18 protein-coding genes, 1 tRNA gene and 1 pseudogene are annotated in these 19,289 nt (G+C 71.2%); 9 read left to right on the plus strand and 11 right to left on the minus strand.

Features of this window, described 5'->3' with window-relative positions; translation table 11 throughout:
• Nucleotides 1–8: 8 nt before the first annotated feature.
• Nucleotides 9–539: a DUF1990 family protein gene (locus tag ASG73_RS14980; protein ID WP_235499474.1), complete on the minus strand. Its 531-nt coding sequence runs from the start codon at nucleotides 537–539 to the stop codon at nucleotides 9–11.
• A gap of 107 nt (nucleotides 540–646) precedes the next feature.
• Here ASG73_RS14980 and ASG73_RS14985 point away from each other — a divergent pair, with 107 nt between their 5' ends.
• Nucleotides 647–1,213, plus strand: a complete 567-nt coding sequence (locus ASG73_RS14985; RefSeq protein WP_055996978.1) for a DUF2231 domain-containing protein — start codon at nucleotides 647–649, stop codon at nucleotides 1,211–1,213.
• A gap of 49 nt (nucleotides 1,214–1,262) precedes the next feature.
• Here ASG73_RS14985 and ASG73_RS14990 read toward each other — a convergent pair whose 3' ends face one another.
• The gene (locus ASG73_RS14990; protein WP_055996981.1) at nucleotides 1,263–2,183 is read right to left on the minus strand and encodes a homocysteine S-methyltransferase family protein; all 921 of its coding nucleotides are present in this window, start codon (nucleotides 2,181–2,183) and stop codon (nucleotides 1,263–1,265) included.
• 156 nt (nucleotides 2,184–2,339) lie between these two features.
• Nucleotides 2,340–2,415: transfer RNA gene (locus tag ASG73_RS14995), tRNA-Ala, on the minus strand.
• An 87-nt stretch (nucleotides 2,416–2,502) separates the two neighbouring features.
• Here ASG73_RS14995 and ASG73_RS15000 point away from each other — a divergent pair.
• The gene (locus ASG73_RS15000; protein WP_055996985.1) at nucleotides 2,503–3,792 is read left to right on the plus strand and encodes an AI-2E family transporter; all 1,290 of its coding nucleotides are present in this window, start codon (nucleotides 2,503–2,505) and stop codon (nucleotides 3,790–3,792) included.
• A gap of 16 nt (nucleotides 3,793–3,808) precedes the next feature.
• Here the strand turns inward: ASG73_RS15000 and ASG73_RS15005 are convergent, their stop codons facing one another.
• From ASG73_RS15005 to ASG73_RS15015, 3 genes are read right to left on the minus strand one after another with little or no spacing between them, the layout of a single operon-like run.
• A complete protein-coding gene (locus ASG73_RS15005; protein ID WP_055996988.1) occupies nucleotides 3,809–4,636 on the minus strand; it encodes a hypothetical protein in 828 nt (275 codons plus the stop codon).
• 26 nt (nucleotides 4,637–4,662) lie between these two features.
• A complete protein-coding gene (locus ASG73_RS15010) occupies nucleotides 4,663–5,331 on the minus strand; it encodes a GNAT family N-acetyltransferase (RefSeq protein ID WP_235499475.1) in 669 nt (222 codons plus the stop codon).
• Nucleotides 5,328–6,725, minus strand: coding sequence for a UTP--glucose-1-phosphate uridylyltransferase (locus ASG73_RS15015; RefSeq protein WP_055996991.1), 1,398 nt, complete (start codon nucleotides 6,723–6,725; stop codon nucleotides 5,328–5,330). The genes ASG73_RS15010 and ASG73_RS15015 overlap by 4 nt, the downstream gene beginning before the upstream one ends.
• Before the next feature lie 23 nt (nucleotides 6,726–6,748).
• On the opposite strand from ASG73_RS15015, the gene ASG73_RS15020 reads away from it, so the two are divergent.
• A complete protein-coding gene (locus tag ASG73_RS15020; protein WP_055996994.1) occupies nucleotides 6,749–7,339 on the plus strand; it encodes a 5-formyltetrahydrofolate cyclo-ligase in 591 nt (196 codons plus the stop codon).
• On the opposite strand, the gene ASG73_RS15025 is transcribed toward ASG73_RS15020, so the two are convergent.
• Nucleotides 7,320–9,899, minus strand: a complete 2,580-nt coding sequence (locus ASG73_RS15025; protein WP_055996997.1) for a penicillin acylase family protein — start codon at nucleotides 9,897–9,899, stop codon at nucleotides 7,320–7,322. The two genes, ASG73_RS15020 and ASG73_RS15025, sit on opposite strands and share 20 nt — an antisense overlap.
• 47 nt (nucleotides 9,900–9,946) lie before the next feature.
• Here ASG73_RS15025 and ASG73_RS15030 point away from each other — a divergent pair, with 47 nt between their 5' ends.
• Together ASG73_RS15030 and ASG73_RS18565 are read left to right on the plus strand one after the other, a co-directional pair.
• Nucleotides 9,947–11,467: a potassium/proton antiporter gene (locus ASG73_RS15030; protein ID WP_055997642.1), complete on the plus strand. Its 1,521-nt coding sequence runs from the start codon at nucleotides 9,947–9,949 to the stop codon at nucleotides 11,465–11,467.
• An 8-nt stretch (nucleotides 11,468–11,475) separates the two neighbouring features.
• Nucleotides 11,476–11,616, plus strand: a pseudogene (locus tag ASG73_RS18565) (FmdB family zinc ribbon protein); the annotation flags it as partial.
• 14 nt (nucleotides 11,617–11,630) lie between these two features.
• Here ASG73_RS18565 and ASG73_RS18570 read toward each other — a convergent pair.
• Nucleotides 11,631–11,864 (minus strand): hypothetical protein, encoded by a 234-nt coding sequence (locus ASG73_RS18570; protein ID WP_055997002.1) that lies wholly within the window; start codon nucleotides 11,862–11,864, stop codon nucleotides 11,631–11,633.
• Here ASG73_RS18570 and ASG73_RS15040 point away from each other — a divergent pair.
• Nucleotides 11,863–12,297, plus strand: coding sequence for a hypothetical protein (locus ASG73_RS15040; protein ID WP_055997005.1), 435 nt, complete (start codon nucleotides 11,863–11,865; stop codon nucleotides 12,295–12,297). The two genes, ASG73_RS18570 and ASG73_RS15040, sit on opposite strands and share 2 nt — an antisense overlap.
• A gap of 115 nt (nucleotides 12,298–12,412) precedes the next feature.
• Nucleotides 12,413–12,775, plus strand: a complete 363-nt coding sequence (gene mscL / locus ASG73_RS15045; protein ID WP_055997008.1) for a large conductance mechanosensitive channel protein MscL — start codon at nucleotides 12,413–12,415, stop codon at nucleotides 12,773–12,775.
• Nucleotides 12,776–12,858: 83 nt separating this feature from the next.
• On the opposite strand, the gene ASG73_RS15050 is transcribed toward mscL, so the two are convergent.
• Complete coding sequence (locus ASG73_RS15050) at nucleotides 12,859–13,290, minus strand: Lrp/AsnC family transcriptional regulator (protein ID WP_055997645.1); 432 nt, start codon at nucleotides 13,288–13,290, stop codon at nucleotides 12,859–12,861.
• Nucleotides 13,291–13,434: 144 nt separating this feature from the next.
• On the opposite strand from ASG73_RS15050, the gene ASG73_RS15055 reads away from it, so the two are divergent.
• Together ASG73_RS15055 and ctlX are read left to right on the plus strand one after the other, a co-directional pair.
• Nucleotides 13,435–14,457: an ornithine cyclodeaminase gene (locus ASG73_RS15055; protein WP_156466344.1), complete on the plus strand. Its 1,023-nt coding sequence runs from the start codon at nucleotides 13,435–13,437 to the stop codon at nucleotides 14,455–14,457.
• Nucleotides 14,454–15,431, plus strand: coding sequence for a citrulline utilization hydrolase CtlX (gene ctlX, locus ASG73_RS15060; RefSeq protein ID WP_055997013.1), 978 nt, complete (start codon nucleotides 14,454–14,456; stop codon nucleotides 15,429–15,431). The genes ASG73_RS15055 and ctlX overlap by 4 nt, the downstream gene beginning before the upstream one ends.
• 3 nt (nucleotides 15,432–15,434) lie before the next feature.
• Here the strand turns inward: ctlX and ASG73_RS15065 are convergent, their stop codons facing one another.
• Both ASG73_RS15065 and ASG73_RS15070 read right to left on the minus strand, forming a co-directional pair.
• Nucleotides 15,435–15,656: a hypothetical protein gene (locus tag ASG73_RS15065; protein ID WP_055997016.1), complete on the minus strand. Its 222-nt coding sequence runs from the start codon at nucleotides 15,654–15,656 to the stop codon at nucleotides 15,435–15,437.
• Entirely contained in the window at nucleotides 15,653–19,288 is a 3,636-nt protein-coding gene (locus ASG73_RS15070) for a DUF4011 domain-containing protein (protein WP_156466314.1), read from the minus strand. Before ASG73_RS15070 ends, ASG73_RS15065 begins: the two co-directional genes overlap by 4 nt.
• Nucleotide 19,289: the final 1 nt, after the last annotated feature.

The raw sequence follows: 19,289 nt of genomic DNA on the forward strand, positions 1-19,289 counted from the left end.
TACTCCGATCAGACCGACCGCAGGTACCGGGCGGTGATCGACGACTGGACGCGGCGCCCGACCGGCCCTGCGGCACGGGCCAGCCACGTCGCCGGGCGTGAGAAGGCGGTGATGGTGAAGTCCACCGAGTCATCTCGCTGAAGCTCGAGGACGAAGGACTCCTCGCCGCTCTCGGGGTGGCCGGGGAGAGTGCCGTACGCGAACCCTTGGCGTCCCGGCTCGTCCACGACATGAACGACGCGGACCGGTGCCGCAACAGCCAATCTGCCGACTCCCAGACGCAGGATGGCCACCGCGCCTGTCGCCACGTGGTCGTGGGACGCCTGCACTCTCAGGCCCGCCCGACGATGCATCTCCCAACGCAGGAGGTCACGAGCTGCTACCTCGAAGCGCTCCCGCCCCGCTCCCACGGTGCGGGTGCGGCTGAACGTGGCGAACCCGCTCGCGACCTCACCGGTCTGGGTGCCGCCCACCGGCGCGTAGGTCAGGTCGGCGTCGCGCAGGCGCTGGGCGGCGCTGCTCGAGAGGGTCACGTCCACGAGGTCACTGTGGCACGGTCGATGCTTGCGCTCGACCGCACGTCGGAGCAAGGTGGAAGGGAGCCTGCCCGCGCCATCGCGACACCCAGCCGGTCGAGGAGACCACCATGGAAGCCACCTCAGCATCCGCGCTCGTGAACATGACCCGACGCCTCGAGGACGCTGCCGCCCTCGACCCTGCCGTCGAGGCGCTCGAGCCGCACGTCCGCGCCATCTTCGGGTCCGGGACGAGAGGGGCGGTGCTGCGCGGTGACTGGCTCGGTCATGCGCTCCATCCGGCGCTGACCGACGTCGTCCTCGGGACGTGGCTGTCGGCGAGCATCCTCGACGTGGTCGGGCGCGGCCGGTGGGCGGCCCCTGCTCGGACCCTGGTCGGCACGGGACTCGTGGCCTTCGGGCCGACCGCTTGGACCGGGTGGGCCCAGTGGTCAGAGGCTGGGCCTCGCGACAAGCGCGTGGGACTCGTCCACGCCGTGACCAATGCCGTCGCTGTCGGCGCCTACGCCTCGTCATGGTTCGCCCGACGCGCGGGCCACGACGAGCGCGGTGCGCGACTGGCGCTCGTCGGGGCCGGGGTCTCCGGCGTCGGTGCCTACTTGGGCGGGCATCTGGCGACGGCCCGACGGGTCGGGACCCGGGACGACGCGTACCTCGGCGCACCGAGCGTGGGCTGAGGCCGACCGAGGCTCCACGCCACCTCGGCCCGGTCGACGGGTGGGGCGCTCAGACGCCCCAGAGGGCGGCGACGTGGCGCGCGTCGGTGCCGCAGCAGCCGCCGACGATGGACAACGCCGGAAGCCGCTCGCGCAGGGTGGCGCAGGACGTGACGAGCAGCCCGATGTCGCCCGCGTGCAGCTCCTCTGCCTCGTCGAGCTCGGCGTGGCTGAGTGTGGAGGCGTTGGGGTTGACCTGGACGATGCGGCCGAGCCACTCACCCTCGTCGAGCGCGGATGCGATGTGGGTGGGGTGGGCGCAGTTGACGATGAAGCCGTCGGGCGGCTCCTGGGCGTCGACCAGTGCCACCGCGTCTCGCAGCGCCGACCCGTCCGGCAGCCGACCGTCGGTCTCCACCGTGAAGCCCACCAGCACCGGGACGCCGGCCCGTCGTGCAGCGCGCGAGATCCCCAGGGCCTCGTTGGCGCTGGGGATCGTGTACGCCGCGACCACGTCGACGCCGGCGGCGGCGAAGGCCTCCACCTGGAGGCGGTGGTACTCGGCCGCCTCCTCGGGGTCGACCTCCCCCGACGAGACGTACCCGTCGCCTCTCGGACCGATCGTCCCGATGGTCCGCACGTCCGCGAGGTCGGAGTACGAGGCCCGCAGTCCGTCGAGGAACTCGATGGCGGCACGGTTCACCCGGTCGAGGGCCGCATGGTCGTACCCGACGCGGGCGCCCCAGTCGGGGTTGGCTCGCCAGGTCGGCGCCTCCAGCGTCAGGCCGACGCCAGCACGGCGGGCGACCTCCGCGTAGCCGTCGTAGTAGTCGCGCAGCACTGCGCGGCCGTGGTCGCTCTCGACCAGGGGGAAGGAGGCGAACTCGGCGAGCTCGATGCCGCGGTTGAAGATCAGGTCCGTCTCCAGGCCTCCATCGCTGACATAGCGACCCGTGGTGAGCCAGGACGTGTCGGTCGGGGTGGTGATCATGCGCTCCTCCTCCAGAACCAAACTGCGTGATCTGTTGGTAGCAGAGCGCTTGGTCCTGCGGCAAGAGGTGCATGCCGATGGGCGGGGACGGCAGGCCCATGCGCGTCGCGGTCGCCCAGCAACGACGAAGGCCCCCGCCATGGCGGGGGCCTTCGGTGGTGGAGCTGAGGGGAATCGAACCCCTGACCTTCTCATTGCGAACGAGACGCGCTACCAACTGCGCCACAGCCCCAAGAACGACGGCAACCATAACACCGTGATGGCGCGGGTCAACAATCGCCGCGACTAGAGTCAGGCGCACCCCAGTCAAAGGACGTGCATGACCGACAAACGCCGCTTCCAGGGCCTGCGGATCCCGCGTATCCGACACCGCTTGCCCCAGCTGCCACAGCTGCCCGCGGCGCCGCCGGAGGACCGGCAGATCGTCATTCAGACCACCCCGCCGAGCCCGATCGGCTCGGCATCGGTCCCGCCGAACTTCCGCGCCGCATCCGAGTGGGTGTGGCGCTCGCTGGTCATCGGCGTCGGGATCGTCGCGCTGCTCTGGTTGATCTCCAAGCTGTCCGAGGTGGTCTTCCCGGTGATCATCGCGCTGCTCCTCGCGGCGCTGCTGGAGCCCGTCCTCCACCGGCTGCGGATCGTGCTGCCCCGCGGCCTCGCCGCCTTCGTCACGGTCTTGGGCACCCTCGCAGTCCTCGTGGCCCTCTTCAGCTTCGTCGGCAACCAGTTCGCCACGCAGCTCGACGACATCGTCGGTCAGGTCAGCGAGGGCGTGAGCCAGTCCCGGCAGTGGGCCGTCGACACCTTCGGCCTCACCGAGGGTCAGATCACGACCTATGTCTCCGACACGTGGAGCAAGTTCGCCGAGGGCGACGCGATGTCCTCCCGGGCGGCCCAGGCCGGCCTGACCGTCGGGCACCTGCTGACGGGCTTCTTCCTGGCGATGTTCTCGCTCTTCTTCTTCCTCTACGACGGCGCGGGCATCTGGGCCTGGCTCGTGCGCCTCTTCCCGCGGACCGCCCGGGCCAAGGTCCTCTCGTCCGGCGCGATCGCGTGGAACCAGCTCAAGGCCTTCACCCGCGCGACCATCCTCGTGGCCGGCACCGATGCGCTCGGCATCAGCGTGGGCGCCCTGGTCCTCGGCGTCCCCTTCGCCTCCGGCATCGCTCTGCTCGTCTTCATCGGGTCCTTCATCCCGATCGTCGGCGCCCTGCTGTCCGGGTTCGTCGCGGTCGCGCTGGCCTTCGTCGCCAAGGGCCCGATCACGGCCCTGATCATGCTCGGCGTCGTCATCACCGTGCAGCAGCTCGAGTCGCACGTGCTCCAGCCCCTGCTCCTCGGCCGGGCAGTCCGGGTGCACCCGCTGGCCGTCATCCTCGCCATCGCGACAGGCATCATCGTCGGTGGCGTCATCGGGGCACTGACCGCTGTCCCGCTCGTGGCCGTGCTCAACGCCGTGGGTCACAACCTGCTCGCCCCGGTGCCCGAGGACGCCGACGACCCGTCCGAGCTCGTGACGGGCGCCGAGCGCGCCGAGATCAGGGCGGACCTCGCCGAGGCCGACGAGCGGGCCAAACGCCATCACGGCCCGTCCCCGCACGACGCCTGAGGAGGCGAAGGGAGGGTCAGCCCCAGCCGGCGATGGCCGGCAGGTCCTCGTCCTCGACGTCGATGACCTGCGGGACCTCAGGGTCCACGGCCGCGGGGGCGGACGCCTGCGGCATCGGCTCGGGCCGGCCGGCGCGCGCCTTCATCGTGTACATCGGGCGGGGCACCGGAGTCGGCTCCCACGTGCCGGGCTCGAGTGGACGAGCCTCCAGCGGTGCGTCGTCCACGAGGACCTCTGCGGCCGGTGCGGTGGTCGCGACGTCGTAGATGCGCTCGGCCCTGCGCCGCGGGGCCGGCGACGGTGCAGCGGTCTCGACACGCTCCACGCGCTCGGAGCGCGCTGCGGTGGACTGGGCTGCCCGTCGTTGGACGACCCGCTCACGACCACGCGTCGCACGCTCTACCCGGACCGCCTGACGCAGCCACCCGAAGGCAGCCACCGTCCCGACGAGCCAAGCGGCGGCGACCCACCACGGCAGCGGGCCGAAGGCCGCGACGAGCCCGACGACAGGTGCCATGACGAGCATCGTGAGCAGCGTCAGGCCGCGGAGCCGACGGCCAGCGCCGACGCCGGGCTCGACCTTGCGTGCGCGGATCGGGGCCTCGGCGTGCTTGACCGTCACCTCGGGGCGGGCAGCACGTGCCGGTGTGACGGAGTACGAGCGGGGGGTGGGCTCAGCGGTGTCGCGACGCAGGCGGTGGTCGTCGAGCACCCGCATCGCTGCGGAGAAGCGGTCGACGGAACGCACGGTGGAGAGGTGGTCGCGGCGCTTGATCCAGTACTGGAGCAGATAGACAGCCCAGATCGCCACGACAAGGACGAAGATGAGGCTGCTCGGCTGCACGGGCCCCACGCTAGGAGGCCGCGGGCTCAGGGTGGCGCAGGCTGGTCGGTGTGTCGCGCGCGTGACTGATGTTGTTGGTGTGAAAGACGTGCCAGCAGACCTCCGGGACCGATCTCCTCGGCCACGAGGGCGAAGGAGCGGTGGTCGCGCCAGGCCCCGTCGATGTGCAGGTAGGCCCGACGGATGCCCTCGTCGCGCATCCCGAGCTTTTCCGCCACCGCCAGGCTGGGCGCGTTGTCGAGGCGGATCTCGAGCTGGATCCGGTGCAGCGCACGGCCGCCCGGGTCCATGAGGTGGTCGCCGAGCAGCGCGATCGCGGTGGGAGCGATGCCCCGGCCGGCGACCTCGTGCCCGACCCAGTAGCCGATGCTCCCGGAGCGCAGGGCGCCCTCGACGATGCTGCTCGCGGCGACCATCCCCACGATCGCGTCGTCGACGACGATCGCCAGGCTCACCCCGCTCCCCGACCGCATCTCCGCATCGAGCGCTCGCACGTACCCGCGGAAGTCAGCGGCGATGTCCCGCCGAGGGGTGCCGCCCGGAGGAACCGTCGGGTCCCACGGCCGCAGCCAGTCGGCGCTGCGGGCACGCAGCCCGACGAACTCGCCCCGGTCCCACGGGCGCAGTGGACGAAGGGAGACCAGCTCGCCCGTCGCAGTCGTCCCGGACAGAGCGGGCCCTGGCGAGCGCCTCACTGCGACAACACGGTCCGACCCTGAAGCCGGGTCCCGTCGGGCACCGTGGTCGGGCTCTCGGCCACGATCTCGACGTCGCCGACCGCGTGCACACCGGCACCGAAGGTCACTTCACCCGCCACCGTCAAGGAGGTGCAGTCGCGCATGGACGGGACCCCCGAGGGGAAGCGGGCGTCGAAGTCGCGCATGAACTTGTAGGCCTTGTCGAGGCTGACCCGGGGCTCGGGGTGATCGATCCGGGAGACGATCTGCGAGTCCTCGTCGAGGTCGAAGACGTCACTGCGCAGGAGCAGCAGCTCGTTGGTCGTCTTCACCGGACGGAAGCGCGAGCGGGGCACCCGCAGCGCGACGCTCCCGGCGAAGGACTCGACGGCCGTGCCCATGGCGGACTCGATCTGGATCACCGCCGGGGAGTCCGGGCGGGTGGGATCCACCGTCTTGTGGTTGACGATGATCGGCAGCCCGAGCACCCCCTGGCGCTCGCGCAGCAGGGCGTCGAGCTTGTCGAGGTCCACCCACAGGTTGTTGGTGTTGAACCACTGGTGGCGGGTCGTGTCCTGGAAGAGGTCCTGCTCCTCGTCGACGACCATCGCGGACTCGCGCAGGATGAGACGCCCGTCGCTCTTGCGCACGGCGACGTGACCACCCTTGCGGTCATTGAGAGTTCGCTCCGCGACCTCTGCGGCGAAGGGGATCCCCTCGGTCATCAGCCAGGCGGCGATGTCGGGGTCGCAGGTGGCACCGAGGTTGTCGGAGTTGGAGATGAAGGCGTAGCGGATGCCCGCCGAGCGCATCTGGTCGAGCAGGCCCGAGGAGGCCAGAGCCACATAGATGTCGCCGTGGCCCGGGGGGCACCACTCGAGCTCGGGGTCCTCCGGCCAGGACACGGGCGCGAGGGTCTGCGCGTCGAGCTTGGGCTCCATGTTCTGCAGGAAGTCCAGCGGCAGGTCCTGGCCCGCCATGTGCGGGTAGCGCTCGAGGATCTCCAGCGAGGGGCCACGGGTGAGGGGGGTGTTCATCAGCATCAGGGGCGGCCGGGAACCGTACCGCTCCTCGAGCCCGATGAGCTGGCGGACGATGACGTCGAGGAAGGTCAACCCGTCGCGGGCCACGAGAGCCGCCTTGGGACCTGTCATGCCCATGCTCGTACCGAGCCCACCGTTGAGCTTGATGACCGCGACCTGCGCCAGTGCCGCCCGCCGCTCGTCGTCGCTGACCTCGATGGCCGCCAGCTCGGGCACCTCGCTCAAGGGCTCGATGGTCTCCTCGCGGATGATGCCCTCAGCGCCGCCGGCGAGCTGCTGCCAGTAGTCCTCGAACACCGTGATCGCACGCTGGTCGACGCCTCGATCAGACATCTTGCGGACAGCCTCGGTCAGCCCCTCAGGTCCCATGTCGGTAACCCTACGATGCAGTCATGGCACCCGCCCCCCTGTCCAAAGGAGACGTCCGTCGCGTCCTGCGGGCGCAGCGCAGGCGGCTGACCGCCTCCAGAGACCTCACCGCGGACGGCCTGGCGCTCGCCGAGCACGTTCGCTCCCTTCCGCCCGGGGCGAGGCCGAGGTCCGCGCCCTGCACGGTCTTGTCCTACGAGTCGCTCCCCCACGAGCCACCCACCGCCGCGATCAACGCTGCACTGCGCGCGAGCGGCCACCGGGTCCTGGTCCCGATCACCCTCCCCGACATGCAGCTCGACTGGTGCGACCTCGACGACCCGGGGCGGACCCCCTTCGGCATCACCGCACCTGCGCACGCGGACCTCGTCCTCGCGCCGGGGCTGGCCGTCGACACCACGGGCACGCGGCTGGGGCAGGGCGGCGGCTGCTACGACCGGGTGCTGCCGATGCTGACTGCGGGGACGCCGGTCATCGTCCTGCTCCACCCGGGCGAGCACACGAACGAGCGCCTCCCCAGCGAGCCGCACGACATCCCGATCCCGTGGGTGCTCACGGCTGACGGATGCACGCCTTCGAACCGCCTGCTGGGGACTACTGCGCCGAAGGGGTGAGGGTCAGCGTCTGCTGGGTGACCTCGCGCACCGCGGCCTCGCTGCTCGGCCACGGGTGAGTACGACCGGCGAGCCAGTCATCGACCTGGTCGTCGTAGTGGTCGCTGAAGGGGTGCCCCGACGCCCCGGTCTGGTTGACCCACCGCGATGCGTCGAGGTCACCGAGGTCGACGACCATCCGCATCGACGGGGCCGAGGTCACCGCGAAGCCCTGCGACGCGTCCCAGCCGGTCGCGTCGACCGTCGACGAGCCGCCACCGACGGGGTGCGGCCCGGAGTTGACCAGGCTGCGCACCGGCGCGGGGATGGCGTCCCCGCCGAGCACCTGGTGGCGGAAGGTCACCTGGTGCAGCTGGTCCCACCGCCAGGTCGTCGGGTCCTTGCCGAGCTCGCGAGTCAGGTCCAGACGGGCATCGACGAGCGCCCGGCGCAGGATCTCGTCGCGTCCCTCGACGACCCCGGCCGTGGTGCGGTCGTCCCACCAGCCGCTCTTGGGCTTGGCGAGCAGGCCGGTCACGGCCTGCCAGTACTGCGACCCACCGCTGGCCTGCAGGTCGGCGGGCAGGTCGTCGTTGAAGGTCAGCGCGACGATCCGCTGCCACACGGCGTTGAAGTACATCGCGGCGGCCGCGTCCTCCCCCGCCCCGCTCGGCTGACGGCCGTCCCAGTCACGCAGCAGGCTGCGCGCGTCCTCGGTGAAGGGGTCGTCGAGCTCCACCTCGAGCAGTGGGCCGAGGAGCGCGGGCGCGAGTCCGTTGTCCGTGTCGAGCTGGACGCGGGCCATCTTGTCCGGACTGACCTGGTCGTCGCTCTCGAGGAGGTCGTGGATGCGCTGCGAGCGGTAGCCGGAGTCCCACTCCGTCGTGAGGAAGGGGGTGGTGCTCGCCGTGACCTGCTGGTTGGCCGTGACGAGCAACCCCTCGGGCGGGTCCAGAGAGGTCGGCATCTCGTCGAAGGGGACGAAGCCCTTCCAGTCATAGGTCGAGTCCCACCCCGGGGCGGGCACGTAGCCGGGCGGCTGGTCGCCGACGCCCTTGCGGATGGGCACCTGCCCGGGCGCCTGGTAGCCGATGTGGCCGGCGGTGTCGGCATAGACGAGGTTCTGGCTCGGGACTGCGAAGTCCTTTGCGGCGGCGCGGAACTCGTCCCAGTTGCTCGCCGTGTTGAGCCCGAGCAGCGCGTCGGCCGTCGTGGTCGGGCTCAGGGCCGTCCAGGCGAGGGAGACCGCGTAGTCGCTCGTGGCCCGCCCCTCGACCTCGACCTCGTCGCCGGCTGCAGCGACGGAGGGGACGGCGTCCGACAGGATCGGCCCGTGCCCGGTCGAGCGCACGGTGATCTGCTGGCTCGGACCGCCCGCCACCCGGATCGTCTCGGTGCGCGTCTCCAGAGGGAGCAGCCTGCCGTCGCGCAGGTACTCGTCGCCGGTGATCTGCTCGAGGTAGAAGTCGGTCACGTCGGGCGAGAGATTGGTGAAGCCCCACGCGATGTCCCGGTTGTGCCCGATGACGACACCGGGCACCCCGGCGAAGGTGTACCCGGACACGTCGAGCGGACAGGCCTCATCGACCTGACGGCAGTGCAGACCCATCTGGTACCAGATACCGGGCATACCCACCCCGAGGTGAGGGTCGTTGGCCAGCAGCGGTGCCCCGGTCGTGGACCGCTCGCCGGACACCACCCAGGAGTTGGAGCCGATCCCGTCCCCTCGCCCGAGCAGCGCGGGAACGGCGTCGATCGCGGCCGCGGTGTCGAGCAGCGCGGGTGTGGCTGCGGGGGTGGACGAGGAGGCCGGCTTCGCTCCCTTCGCCTGTGCTCCCTTCGCCTGTGCTCCCTTCGCTCCCTCGGGACGCCAGTCCTTGCCCGAGAGGATCGGCACGTGCTCGGCGGTGGGGTAGGCCGGGTAGAGCTCGGCGATCATGGTGTCGCTGACCCGGCCCTGCAGCGCGGCCCGGGTCAGCTCGCCGGTGTAGTTGCCACGCAGGTCCCACGCCATCGCCTTGAGCCACGCGAGGGAGTCCACGGACGTCCACGGCTCGACGCGGTACTCGGGCAGGCTGAGGGACAGGATCGTGTACTCGAGGGCCATCGCGGAGGGCGAGCCCTGCTCGTCGATCCACGCGTTGACCCCGGCGGTGTAGGCCGCGAGCGCCCGACGGGTCTTCGGCTCGAGCATCGGCAGCTCCTGCTCGGCCACCCGGCGCCAGCCCATCGTGCGGATCACCTTGTCGGTCTCGACCCCGGGCTCGCCCACGAGCTCGGCGAGGCGGCCGGCGGTGATGTGCCGGCGGGTGTCCATCTCGAAGAAGCGGTCCTGGGCCTGCACATAGCCCTGCGCGCGCATGAGGTCACCCATGGTGTCGGCGTAGATGTGGGGGATCCCGTGGGCATCCCGCAGCACCTCGACGTCACCGGTCAGCCCGCTGACCTCGAGCGTCCCGGCGGTCTGGGGAAGGGGGCGGCGGCCCTGGCCGAAGACGACGCCGGCGAGCACCACGACGAGCACGATGACGAGGGCCAGCGTCACGTAGAGGCTGCGGCGTACCTGACGCGCGAGGGTCACCCTGCGAGACTAGACGCCAGCGACGACGAGAGGGGGATGCGGTGACGATGACCGAGCAGGCCTCTGCCTTCGGCCTCTCGGACTTGTCGCTGGTCCTCCTGGCCGGGTCGCTCGTGCTCGTCGTGGCCGTCGCCGCAGTGCGCCTGGCCACCAGCTCCGGCCTGCCGACCCTGCTGCTCTACCTGGCCATCGGGCTCGCCGTGGGCAAGGAGGGCCTGGGGATCCCCTTCGACTCCGACCAGGCCGCGCAGGTGCTCGGCTACTGCGCTCTCGTCCTCATCCTCATCGAGGGCGGGCTGACGACGAACTGGTCCTCGATCCGCTCATCCGTGGGACCGGCCCTGGCCCTGTCGACCGTCGGCGTCCTCGTGTCGGTCGGGGTGGTCGCGGTCGCCCTGCACCAGATCCTGCACACCGACTGGCAGATCAGCCTGCTCATCGGCGCGATCCTCGCCTCGACCGACGCCGCCGCCGTCTTCTCGGTGCTGCGGGTGGTCCCTCTTCCCCGACGACTCTCAGGCATGCTCGAGGCCGAGTCCGGCTTCAACGACGCGCCCGTGGTCCTGCTGGTGACGGCCCTGTCCCTGCAGATCGCCGACCCGGCCACGGCCGAACCCTGGTGGAGCATCGGGCTGCTCGCGATCGCCGAGCTGGCCGGTGGTGCCCTCGTCGGCCTGGCGATCGGTTGGCTCGGCGGCAGGCTCATGCGCCGCCTGGCGTCCGGGACGTCCGGGCTCTTCTCCCTCGGGGTCGTCGCGATCGGCGTGCTCGCCTACGCGGGCGCGGCCACGATCCACACCTCCGGCTTCATCGCCTGCTACCTCGCGGCCCTCGTGCTGGGCAACATGCATCTGCCGCACCGGCAGGCGGTCACCGGCTTCGCCGAAGCGCTCGGCTGGTTGGCCCAGATCGGCCTCTTCGTCATGCTCGGGATGCTCGCCACCCCGTCCGGATTCTTCGACGAGATCCCGCGCGCCTTCCTCGTCGGACTCGTCCTGCTCCTCGTGGCCCGGCCGCTGTCGGTCCTCGTCGCGCTCACCCCCTTCCGCGTGCCGTGGCGCGAGCAGGCCTTCCTCTCCTGGGCCGGCCTACGCGGTGCCGTGCCCGTCGTGCTGGCGACCGTCCCGATCACCAACAACGTCCCCGGGATCGATTGGGTCTTCGACCTCGTCTTCATGCTCGTCGTCATCTTCACCGTCGTGCAGGCACCGCTCATGCCGTGGGTGGCGCGGGCGCTTCGCGTCACCGAGCCGAGCCGAGCGGCCGGCGTCATCGTCGAGGCCATGCCCCTGGAGGAGCTGGGCGCGCAGCTGCTCGAGATCGCGGTCGCGCCGGGGTCCAAGCTCGCGGGCGTCGAGATCTACGAGCTGCGGCTGCCCAAGGGTGCCAATGTGTCGCTCGTGGTGCGCGCCAAGGAGACCTTCGTCCCCGACGCGCACACCCGCCTGTGGCCGGGCGACCGGCTGCTCGTCGTCACACCCGGCGACCTGCGCGAGGCGACGGAGAAGCGCTTCCGGGCCGTGTCGGCGAACGGCCGCCTGGCCGGCTGGCGCGGCGACGTACCATAGGCCCTGTTATGCCTACCTATGCCTACGCCTGCGCTGACTGCGGCCACGCCTTCGACATCGTCCAGTCCTTCAGCGACGACTCGCTGACGGTATGCCCCGTGTGCAGCGGCAAGCTGCGCAAGCAGTTCAACGCCGTGGGCGTCGTCTTCAAGGGAGGCGGCTTCTACCGCAACGACTCTCGCGCGACCAGCTCCTCGAGCGACACGGCGAAGTCGAGCTCCTCGAGCGGCGCCTCGAGCGGCGACTCGTCCTCGAGCTCGACGAGCAGCCCCGCCGCCTCCAGCGGCTCCTCCACGAGCAGCTCGTCGTCCACAAGCTCGAGCACCTCGAGCACGGCGTCCACCGCCAGCTGACCGACCATCCCCGCGGCGCCGGGCGTCCCTAGCGTGGGGTGCATGGCCTCCTCTCGTCTGGCGCAGCAGCTCCCCTCACTCTTCGGGCCATCGCGGCGTGCTGCGTGGCGGCTCTCACTGGCACGCCGTGCCCTCGCGGCCATCGCGATCCTGCTGGCCCTGCACCTGAGCGTCGGCGCCCTTCGCCCGCCGGCTGCCGCCCCGGCACCGACTGCTGAGCGCGTCGGGCCCGAGCTGTCGCTTCCTCTGGCCGTGCCGGCCGACCATCTGGCCCCGGGCGACACCGTGGCGGTCTACCTGCCCGGCCGGGGGTCCCCGATCGCCACGGGCGCCCGCATCTCCGGCACCTCGCAGACCCCGTCAGGCACCACCGTGGCGCGAGTCACCCTGCGGCGCACCGATGTCGAGCCGATCATGCGCCAGATGGGGGCCGCCGGGGCCGGGCAGGGAGGCTTCGTCCTCGTCGCCGGTGGTTGAGCGGCCCACGACACACGTGTAGAGCGGGCGTTCGGCCCGCAGATGGTTCACACTGTAGGACGAGTGACGTCTGTGCGTCACGTCCCCTGTGTACCCCAACCGAAGGGAGACCCTCATGAAGGGCTTCAAGGACTTCATCATGCGCGGCAATCTCGTCGAGATCGCCGTCGGTCTGATCATCGCCACCTCGTTCGCCACCGTGGTCGCCACGTTCACCGCCGTCATCATGGCGCTCATCGCCAAGGTCCTCGGCTCCAACCCGGACTTCTCGGCCTTCAAGCCGGGCGGCATCCCCCTCGGTGCCTTCATCACCGCCGTCGTCGCCTTCCTCATCCTCGCCGCCGTCGTGTACTTCGGTGTCGTCAAGCCCTACACGCACATGCGTGAGCGCTTCGTCGCCAACGAGGAGGCGACCACCGACGAGTCCGTCGAGCTGCTCCGCGAGATCCGCGACTCGCTGCGCGCCGGCCGCGCCTGAGTCACACCGCTTCACGCCCGAAGGGGGCTGGTCACCGTCACGGTGGTCGGCCCCCTTCGTCATGCTCGGGTGCTGCCGGCCGGCTACCGGACCACGGAGCTGAGCAGGAGCGAGGTCTCGCTGTTGACGATGCCCTGGATCCCCCGGATGCGCCGCAGGACGTCGTCGAACTCCCCCAGGTCGGAGCAGGACACCTCCGCGACGAGGTCCCAGCCGCCGTTGGTCGTGTGCAGGGCCTGGATCTCGGGGAAGCCGCGCAGCTCGCGGATCACCCGATCGGTCGTGCGCCCCTCGACCTCGATGAAGGAGATCGCGCGCACGTGAGAGGCCTCGGCCGCGTCGCGCACCCGCACCGTGAACCCGACGATGATCCCGTGCGCGGTCAGCTTGGCGATCCGCGAGGTCACGGTGGCGCGGGAGACACCGAGCTGGTCCGCGAGAGCCGAGACGGGAGCTCGTCCGTCCTTGCGCAGGGCCGACAGGAGGCGCTTGTCGAGGTCCGTGGGGCGATACATGCGCACCATGTTGCCTCGATGTGCGCAATCTGCAAAGGACTTGAACACAAGTAGCGAGATATGTCTCTACCGCTCGCTAAATGTTCTTCGTAGCCTCGTCATCACGGCCGATCTGCGCCGGACCAGACGATGCAGGAGATGACGATGACCCAGTTCCTCGATGTGGCCCAGATGGTCCGCTGGATCCAGCGAGACGGGACCGAGGCCATCCTGTCGACGATGACCGGCTACCTCGAGGACGACTTCCGACGGTGGGCCTCCTTCGACAAGATCCCGCGCGTGGCCAGCCACACCCCCTTCGGCGTCATCGAGCTGATGCCGACGTCGGACGAGCAGACCTATTCCTTCAAGTACGTCAACGGTCACCCGCAGAACCCCGGCCGCGGCTTCCAGACCGTCACCGCCTTCGGTCTGCTCGCCGACGTCGACAACGGCTACCCGGTCTTCCTCGCCGAGATGACGCTGCTCACCGCGCTGCGCACCGCCGCGACGTCCGCCCTGACCGCCCGTGTGCTCGCCCGACCCGACTCGCGCATCATGGCGATGATCGGCGCCGGGTCCCAGGCGGAGTTCCAGGCGCTGGCCTTCCGCGCAGAGCTCGGCATCACGCAGCTGCGGGTCTTCGACGTCGACCCGGCGGCCGTCACCAAGCTGCAGCGCAACCTCGAGCCGCTGGGCTTCACCATCACGGTGGCCGCCTCCACCGCCGAGGCCGTCGACGGCGCCGACATCATCACGACGTGCACCGCGGACAAGGCGCAGGCCACGATCCTCACGGCCGACATGATCCGACCGGGAGTGCACATCAACGCGATCGGCGGCGACTGCCCCGGCAAGACCGAGCTCGACCCGCGGATCCTCGAGCGCGGCCGCGTCCTCGTCGAGTTCCCCCCGCAGACGCGCATCGAGGGTGAGATCCAGCAGATGGCACCCGATTTCCCCGTCGTCGAGTTCTGGGAGGTGCTGACCGGCGCTGCCGAAGGGCGCCGCTCGCCCGATGAGGTGACGATCTTCGACTCGGTGGGCTTCGCGATCGCTGACTTCTCGGCGCTGCGGTGCGCGCGGGACTGCACCACCGACCTGCAGACGAGCATCGACCTCGTCGCCGATCCGGTCGATCCCAAGGACCTGTACTCGCTCGTCGGCGCGCTGACGCCCGCCCGATGACCGGGCTGCTCGCTCACCGGGAGGAGAAGGTTGACGGTGGTCCCGCGGGGCACGCGCCCTCCCGCGTGGTGCTCGTGCGTCCGCACCACTTCACGCCCAACCCGGCGACCGCGGCAGACAACGCCTTCCAGACCCGGCTGGCCGAGCACCCCGTCGCCATCGCCGCCCGGGCCCACGACGAGGTCACTGGCCTGGCCCGCGCCCTGGAGGGCGCGGGTGTCGGGGTCAGCGTCTTCGACGACCGGACCGCGGCCACCCCCGACAGCGTCTTCCCCAACAACTGGTTCTCCACCCACCCGGACGGGTCGGTGGCACTCTTCCCCATGTACGCGCACAACCGGCGGGGCGAGCGGCGAACCGACATCATCGAGTCCCTCAAGCGGGACTTCGTCGTGCGCAGGGTCATCGACTACTCGAGTGCGGAGTACGACGAGCGCTTCCTCGAGGGCACCGGCGCGATGGTCCTCGACCACACCGCACGGGTGGCCTACGCCTGCCGCTCGAGGCGCCTCTCCCCCGAGCTGCTCGCCGACTTCTGCGGCGACCACGGGTACGACCCGGTCCTCTTCGACGCCTCGGACCGCGCGGGCACGCCGATCTACCACACCAATGTGCTCATGTCGGTGGGCACGCGACTGGCACTCGTCGGCAGCAGCCTGATCCGCGACCCGGCCCAGCGCGAGGTGGTCCTGGGCCGGCTGCGCGACTGCGGCAAGACCGTGATCGAGCTGACGGAGGAGCAGGTGTGCCAGTTCGCCGGCAACTGCATCGAGCTGCTGGGCCATCGCCTCGTCCTGGCGATGTCGTCCACCGCGGCGAGCTCGCTCAGCCGCGAGCAGGTCGAGGTGATCAGCCGCCACTGCCAGGTGCTGCCAGTCGCGATCCCGACCATCGAGAGCGCCGGTGGGTCGGTGCGCTGCATGATCGCTGGCAACCACCTACGCCCCCGGACACCACTCACCGCACGCGGCTGAGGCCTACTCCCAGTGGGGTGGCCGCTGCTCCTGCAACCAGCGGTCGTGGGCGTCCTCGTCGGGACGCTCCCCCCAGCCGAGGTCGGTGTCGTCGCGCGTCTGCTCGGGCGTGGACGTCGCGGTGGCCTTCGTGGCCGGCTCCGGCTCGACGGGAAGGGGGCTGCCCTCCCCGTCGTCTGGGCGTCCATCGCCTGGGCGTCCGTCGACTCCTGGTGTCTCGCTCACGACTCCTCCTTGGCGATGGCTTCGCGGATGGCACGCAGGACCTGGGCCTCCTGCCGGGCCGGGTCGGCGAAGATGTCGACCGTCCACAACCGTAGGTGGGCCCACCCGAGGTCGGTGAGTCGCTCCACGAGGATCCGGTCACGTTGCCGGGTCGAGGCCAGACCGGCGTAGCCCGGCCCGTCGACGTCCACGGCCAGCAGCATGCGCTGGGGGTCCCGCGGGTCGGCGACAGCGATGTCGACTCGGTGCTCGCCCATACCGACGTCGGTGGTCACGACGAGACCACCGTCGCGCAGCCGCTGGACGAAGCCGGCGAGGAGTGGGCTCAGCTGAGCGGACCCGTCGGACTGCGTCGGGGTCGGCTCCACGAGACCGGTCAGCAGGGTGCGCAGGGCCCGGTGACCGGGCAGGTTTCCACGGTCGCCGGCGAGATCGCCCGGGTCGATGGTGGTCACCCAGATCGCGGCGCGGCGTGCCCGGGTCGCAGCGATGAGGACGAGCTCGGCGCCGGTGACACCGCTGAGTGCGCCCAGTCGCTGCACGACCCGCCCCTGAGGGGTGCGGCCGAACCCGACGGCCACGACGACGGTGTCGCGCTGCTGGCGCTGCCACCTCTCGGCGGGCTTGATGAGGAGCGGCTCACGCAGCGCCGCCAGGGCCTGAGCGACCTCGGGCTCGGACTGTGCGAGTCCGGCGACGGCGTCGGCGACCCGGTCGGCATGCAGCTGACCGAAGGTCACGATGCCCAAGGTCCGGCGCGGGTACCGCCGCAGGTGCTCACGGACGCGTTCGAGGACCTCATCGACTTCTGCGGTCGTGGTCTCGACGAGCCCGGTGCGCTCGTCGAGGACCCCGCGTCCCTCCACGCGCACGAGGTGGACAGCGTCACGGGGCACGGGCGCCGGCGGGTGGACGACCTCGGCTGCAGTGGTGTCCGGACCGAGCAGGTTGTCGACCCGTGGGCGGGGGTAGGCGCTGTCTCGTAGGGCGGCCGATGGCAGGACACCGGCGGCCAGGTCGGCGAGCGAGCTGCGCGGCCGAGCCGGTGCAGCGACGCCCGCGTCGGCCGTCCACGTGTCGGGTGGCAGCTGACCACGGTCACCGATGACGAGCAGCTGACCACCTCGCGCGATGCCCGAGAGGGTGCGGGCCAGTGTCGTGCGCGACGCGTCGTCGACGATCACCAGGTCGAAGCTCTCGTCGAGCGGCAGCACCTGACCGATGACGAAGGGAGCCATCGCCCACGCCGGAGAGGCCGCCCGCAGCAGCCCGCCCCAGCGACCGAAGGCCTGGTTCCACGGCGGACTCGTCAGCAGGCCCTCATGGGCTGCCGCGACCTGCCGCGCCGCAGCGCGGTGTCGCCGTCCGTCGATGTGGAAGAGCTCTCGCTGCCGGGTGGCGATGCGGGCCGCGTTGGCGCCCAGACTTGCCCGGTCGGCCACGACGAAGGTGCGCAGCGCCTCGTCGAGCTGCGCACCGGTCACCTGGGCGAAACGCTCGTCCCTCCCGGACTCGGCGAGCACCGAGGTCCACCAGACGAAGAGCACCTCGTCGGCGACGGACTCCGCGGGGACTCGCCGCGCGGCGAGGTCGTCGACGAGGTCACCGAGGCCCCGTGAGCGCAGGTCGTCGAGGTCCGCGATGACCGTGGGCACGACGCGGGCTCCCGCGGTGTCCTTGCCCAAGGCGTCCAGCCGTGCGGTCAGCTCGTCCCACGGGGTGTCGAGCAGGCTCGTGCTCGCATGATCGTCACCGATGACCGACGCGACGTGGGTGAGGTCGGCATAGACCCGCTCGTAGGCGGTGTGCGCTCGATCCATGTCGGTGGGGATCCTGGGTCGCCCGCCACCTCCGGTGAGCCGGGACCAGGTGCGGCGCTGCTGGGAGGCGAGCTGGAGTGCGGCGTGCAGGTCCTCGGGGGGGCGGCCGGGTCGCAGCAGACGGCGGGCCTGGGCTCGCAGCCGGCGCTTCTCCACCACGCCGAGGGACTCGCCGTCGACCGCGGCCCCCTTGGGTGCGGTGGCGGCGAGGAGGTGGTCGAGGGGAGTGTCGAAGACCTCGGGCCGGAAGACGTCGACAGTGTCGCGGATCTCCTCGATGCCGGCGAGGAAGCGACCGTGATCGGCGGGCGTCGCAGCGCGCGGCTCGGCGATGTCGGCAAAGACCTCGCGCACCGTCGCTCGCAGCTGCGCGAGGGTGCCGTCCTTGCCGCGCAGGCGATCGACTGCGGCCAGCACCTCGTCGACGTCTGCGTCCCCATGCAGCCGGGCACCGGCCCACGGCTGGTCGCTGCGGCCGGGATGCCACGCCTTGCGTGTGGCCAGACCGACCATCTGCTCGACGAGAGCGTCCCTCCCTTCGCCATCGAGGCGGGCGAGGACCTGCCCGCTCAGCCGGACCCGTGAGCGCGGCGCCGGGCGGCGGGTGCTCAGACCGACGATCGCGTCGTGGGCCTGAGCGATCGAGACACCCCAGGGCTCGCGAGGCTCGTGCATGGCGTGTGTGTGGCCGTCGAGCAGGTGCGCGGCAGACGTCGCGCGCCGCCCGGGGTTGTCGAAGGAGCGTTCGGACTCGGGCAGGCGACGGGGCCAGCGGTCGACGACGACGGCCGGGTCGATCTCGGCGGCGGGGTCGACGACGTGGGTGAGCAGGTCCTCGAGACCGGCCTCCTTCAGGTCGTCGACGACGGCCTCGATGGCCGCTGCCTTCTCGGTGAGCAGGAGCACGCTGCGGCGCTCACCTGCGGCCTGGGCGATGACGGAGGCGACGAGGCGGGCGATGCCGGTGCCGGGCGGGGCGTCGACGTACAGGTCCTCACCCGCCGCGACCCGGTCGAGGACGTCCTGCTGATCTGCGGTGATGTCGAGGACGGCGGCGTCGGCGACGCTGTCCGGCTCGGTCTGCGTGGGCACCACCGGCTCGCCCCTGAGCAGGGCAGCCGCAGGGCCGTGCGCGGTCCGGTCACCCAGGCCGGCGAGGTCAGCGAGCGCCTCTGCCTTGCCGTAGGGGAAGGCTGCCAGCACGATCCGGGAGGTGATGTTGAGCTCGGGCAGGTCCGCACACAGGCGCCGCAGCTCGTCGAGGATCGGTGTGGGGTTGAAGCCACGCCCGTCTCCGCGGCCGAGGTCCGCAAGGGCTTCCCCATCGATGTCGCGGCGCAGGGCCCGACGCAGATAGGTGAGGAGTGCCGGGTTGATCTCGACGCGGTGGGCCAGGTCGAGCGCGAAGTCGGGCCCCGGCCGCAGTCGACGCAGCGTCGCCCGGCGCAGCACGACCGGTGCCAACGGCCGCTCGTCCTCGCCGGGTACCGCCCACGAGGCGGACCCCATGGCGAGGAACCCGGTGTGGACGCCGTGCTCCTCGGCGATCCGCTCGACGTGCTCGGTCAGCTCGGCCGCTCGGCGCTGGGCGCGCAGCAGGGCGCCGGGCTCCCGCACGAGGTCGGAGAGGCGAGCGTCCCTGCCGGACAAGAGCATGGCCACGCCACCGGGGTGCGCCGTCGAGAGATCGACGACGTGCGGGTCGCGGGCCGGCCACAGCAGGGTGTTGGGGCCCCCGAGCTCCATGAGCTCGCGGCGCAGCCGGGAGACGTCAGCCGACACCGGGGCAGGGGTCGTCGACGGAGTGCTCACC

Source organism: Janibacter sp. Soil728, assembly GCF_001428305.1.
In the GTDB taxonomy this organism is placed as follows: Bacteria; Actinomycetota; Actinomycetes; order Actinomycetales; family Dermatophilaceae; genus Janibacter.

Coding starts and splice junctions, on each gene's coding strand:
- ASG73_RS14985 (WP_055996978.1), top strand. CDS start 647: ATGGAAGCCACCTCAGCATCCGCGCTCGTGAACATGACCCGACGCCTC.
- ASG73_RS14990 (WP_055996981.1), bottom strand. CDS start 2,183: ATGATCACCACCCCGACCGACACGTCCTGGCTCACCACGGGTCGCTAT.
- ASG73_RS15000 (WP_055996985.1), top strand. CDS start 2,503: ATGACCGACAAACGCCGCTTCCAGGGCCTGCGGATCCCGCGTATCCGA.
- ASG73_RS15015 (WP_055996991.1), bottom strand. CDS start 6,725: ATGGGACCTGAGGGGCTGACCGAGGCTGTCCGCAAGATGTCTGATCGA.
- ASG73_RS15020 (WP_055996994.1), top strand. CDS start 6,749: ATGGCACCCGCCCCCCTGTCCAAAGGAGACGTCCGTCGCGTCCTGCGG.
- ASG73_RS15030 (WP_055997642.1), top strand. CDS start 9,947: ATGACCGAGCAGGCCTCTGCCTTCGGCCTCTCGGACTTGTCGCTGGTC.
- ASG73_RS15040 (WP_055997005.1), top strand. CDS start 11,863: ATGGCCTCCTCTCGTCTGGCGCAGCAGCTCCCCTCACTCTTCGGGCCA.
- ASG73_RS18570 (WP_055997002.1), bottom strand. CDS start 11,864: ATGCACCCCACGCTAGGGACGCCCGGCGCCGCGGGGATGGTCGGTCAG.
- mscL (WP_055997008.1), top strand. CDS start 12,413: ATGAAGGGCTTCAAGGACTTCATCATGCGCGGCAATCTCGTCGAGATC.
- ASG73_RS15050 (WP_055997645.1), bottom strand. CDS start 13,290: ATGTATCGCCCCACGGACCTCGACAAGCGCCTCCTGTCGGCCCTGCGC.
- ASG73_RS15055 (WP_156466344.1), top strand. CDS start 13,435: ATGACCCAGTTCCTCGATGTGGCCCAGATGGTCCGCTGGATCCAGCGA.
- ctlX (WP_055997013.1), top strand. CDS start 14,454: ATGACCGGGCTGCTCGCTCACCGGGAGGAGAAGGTTGACGGTGGTCCC.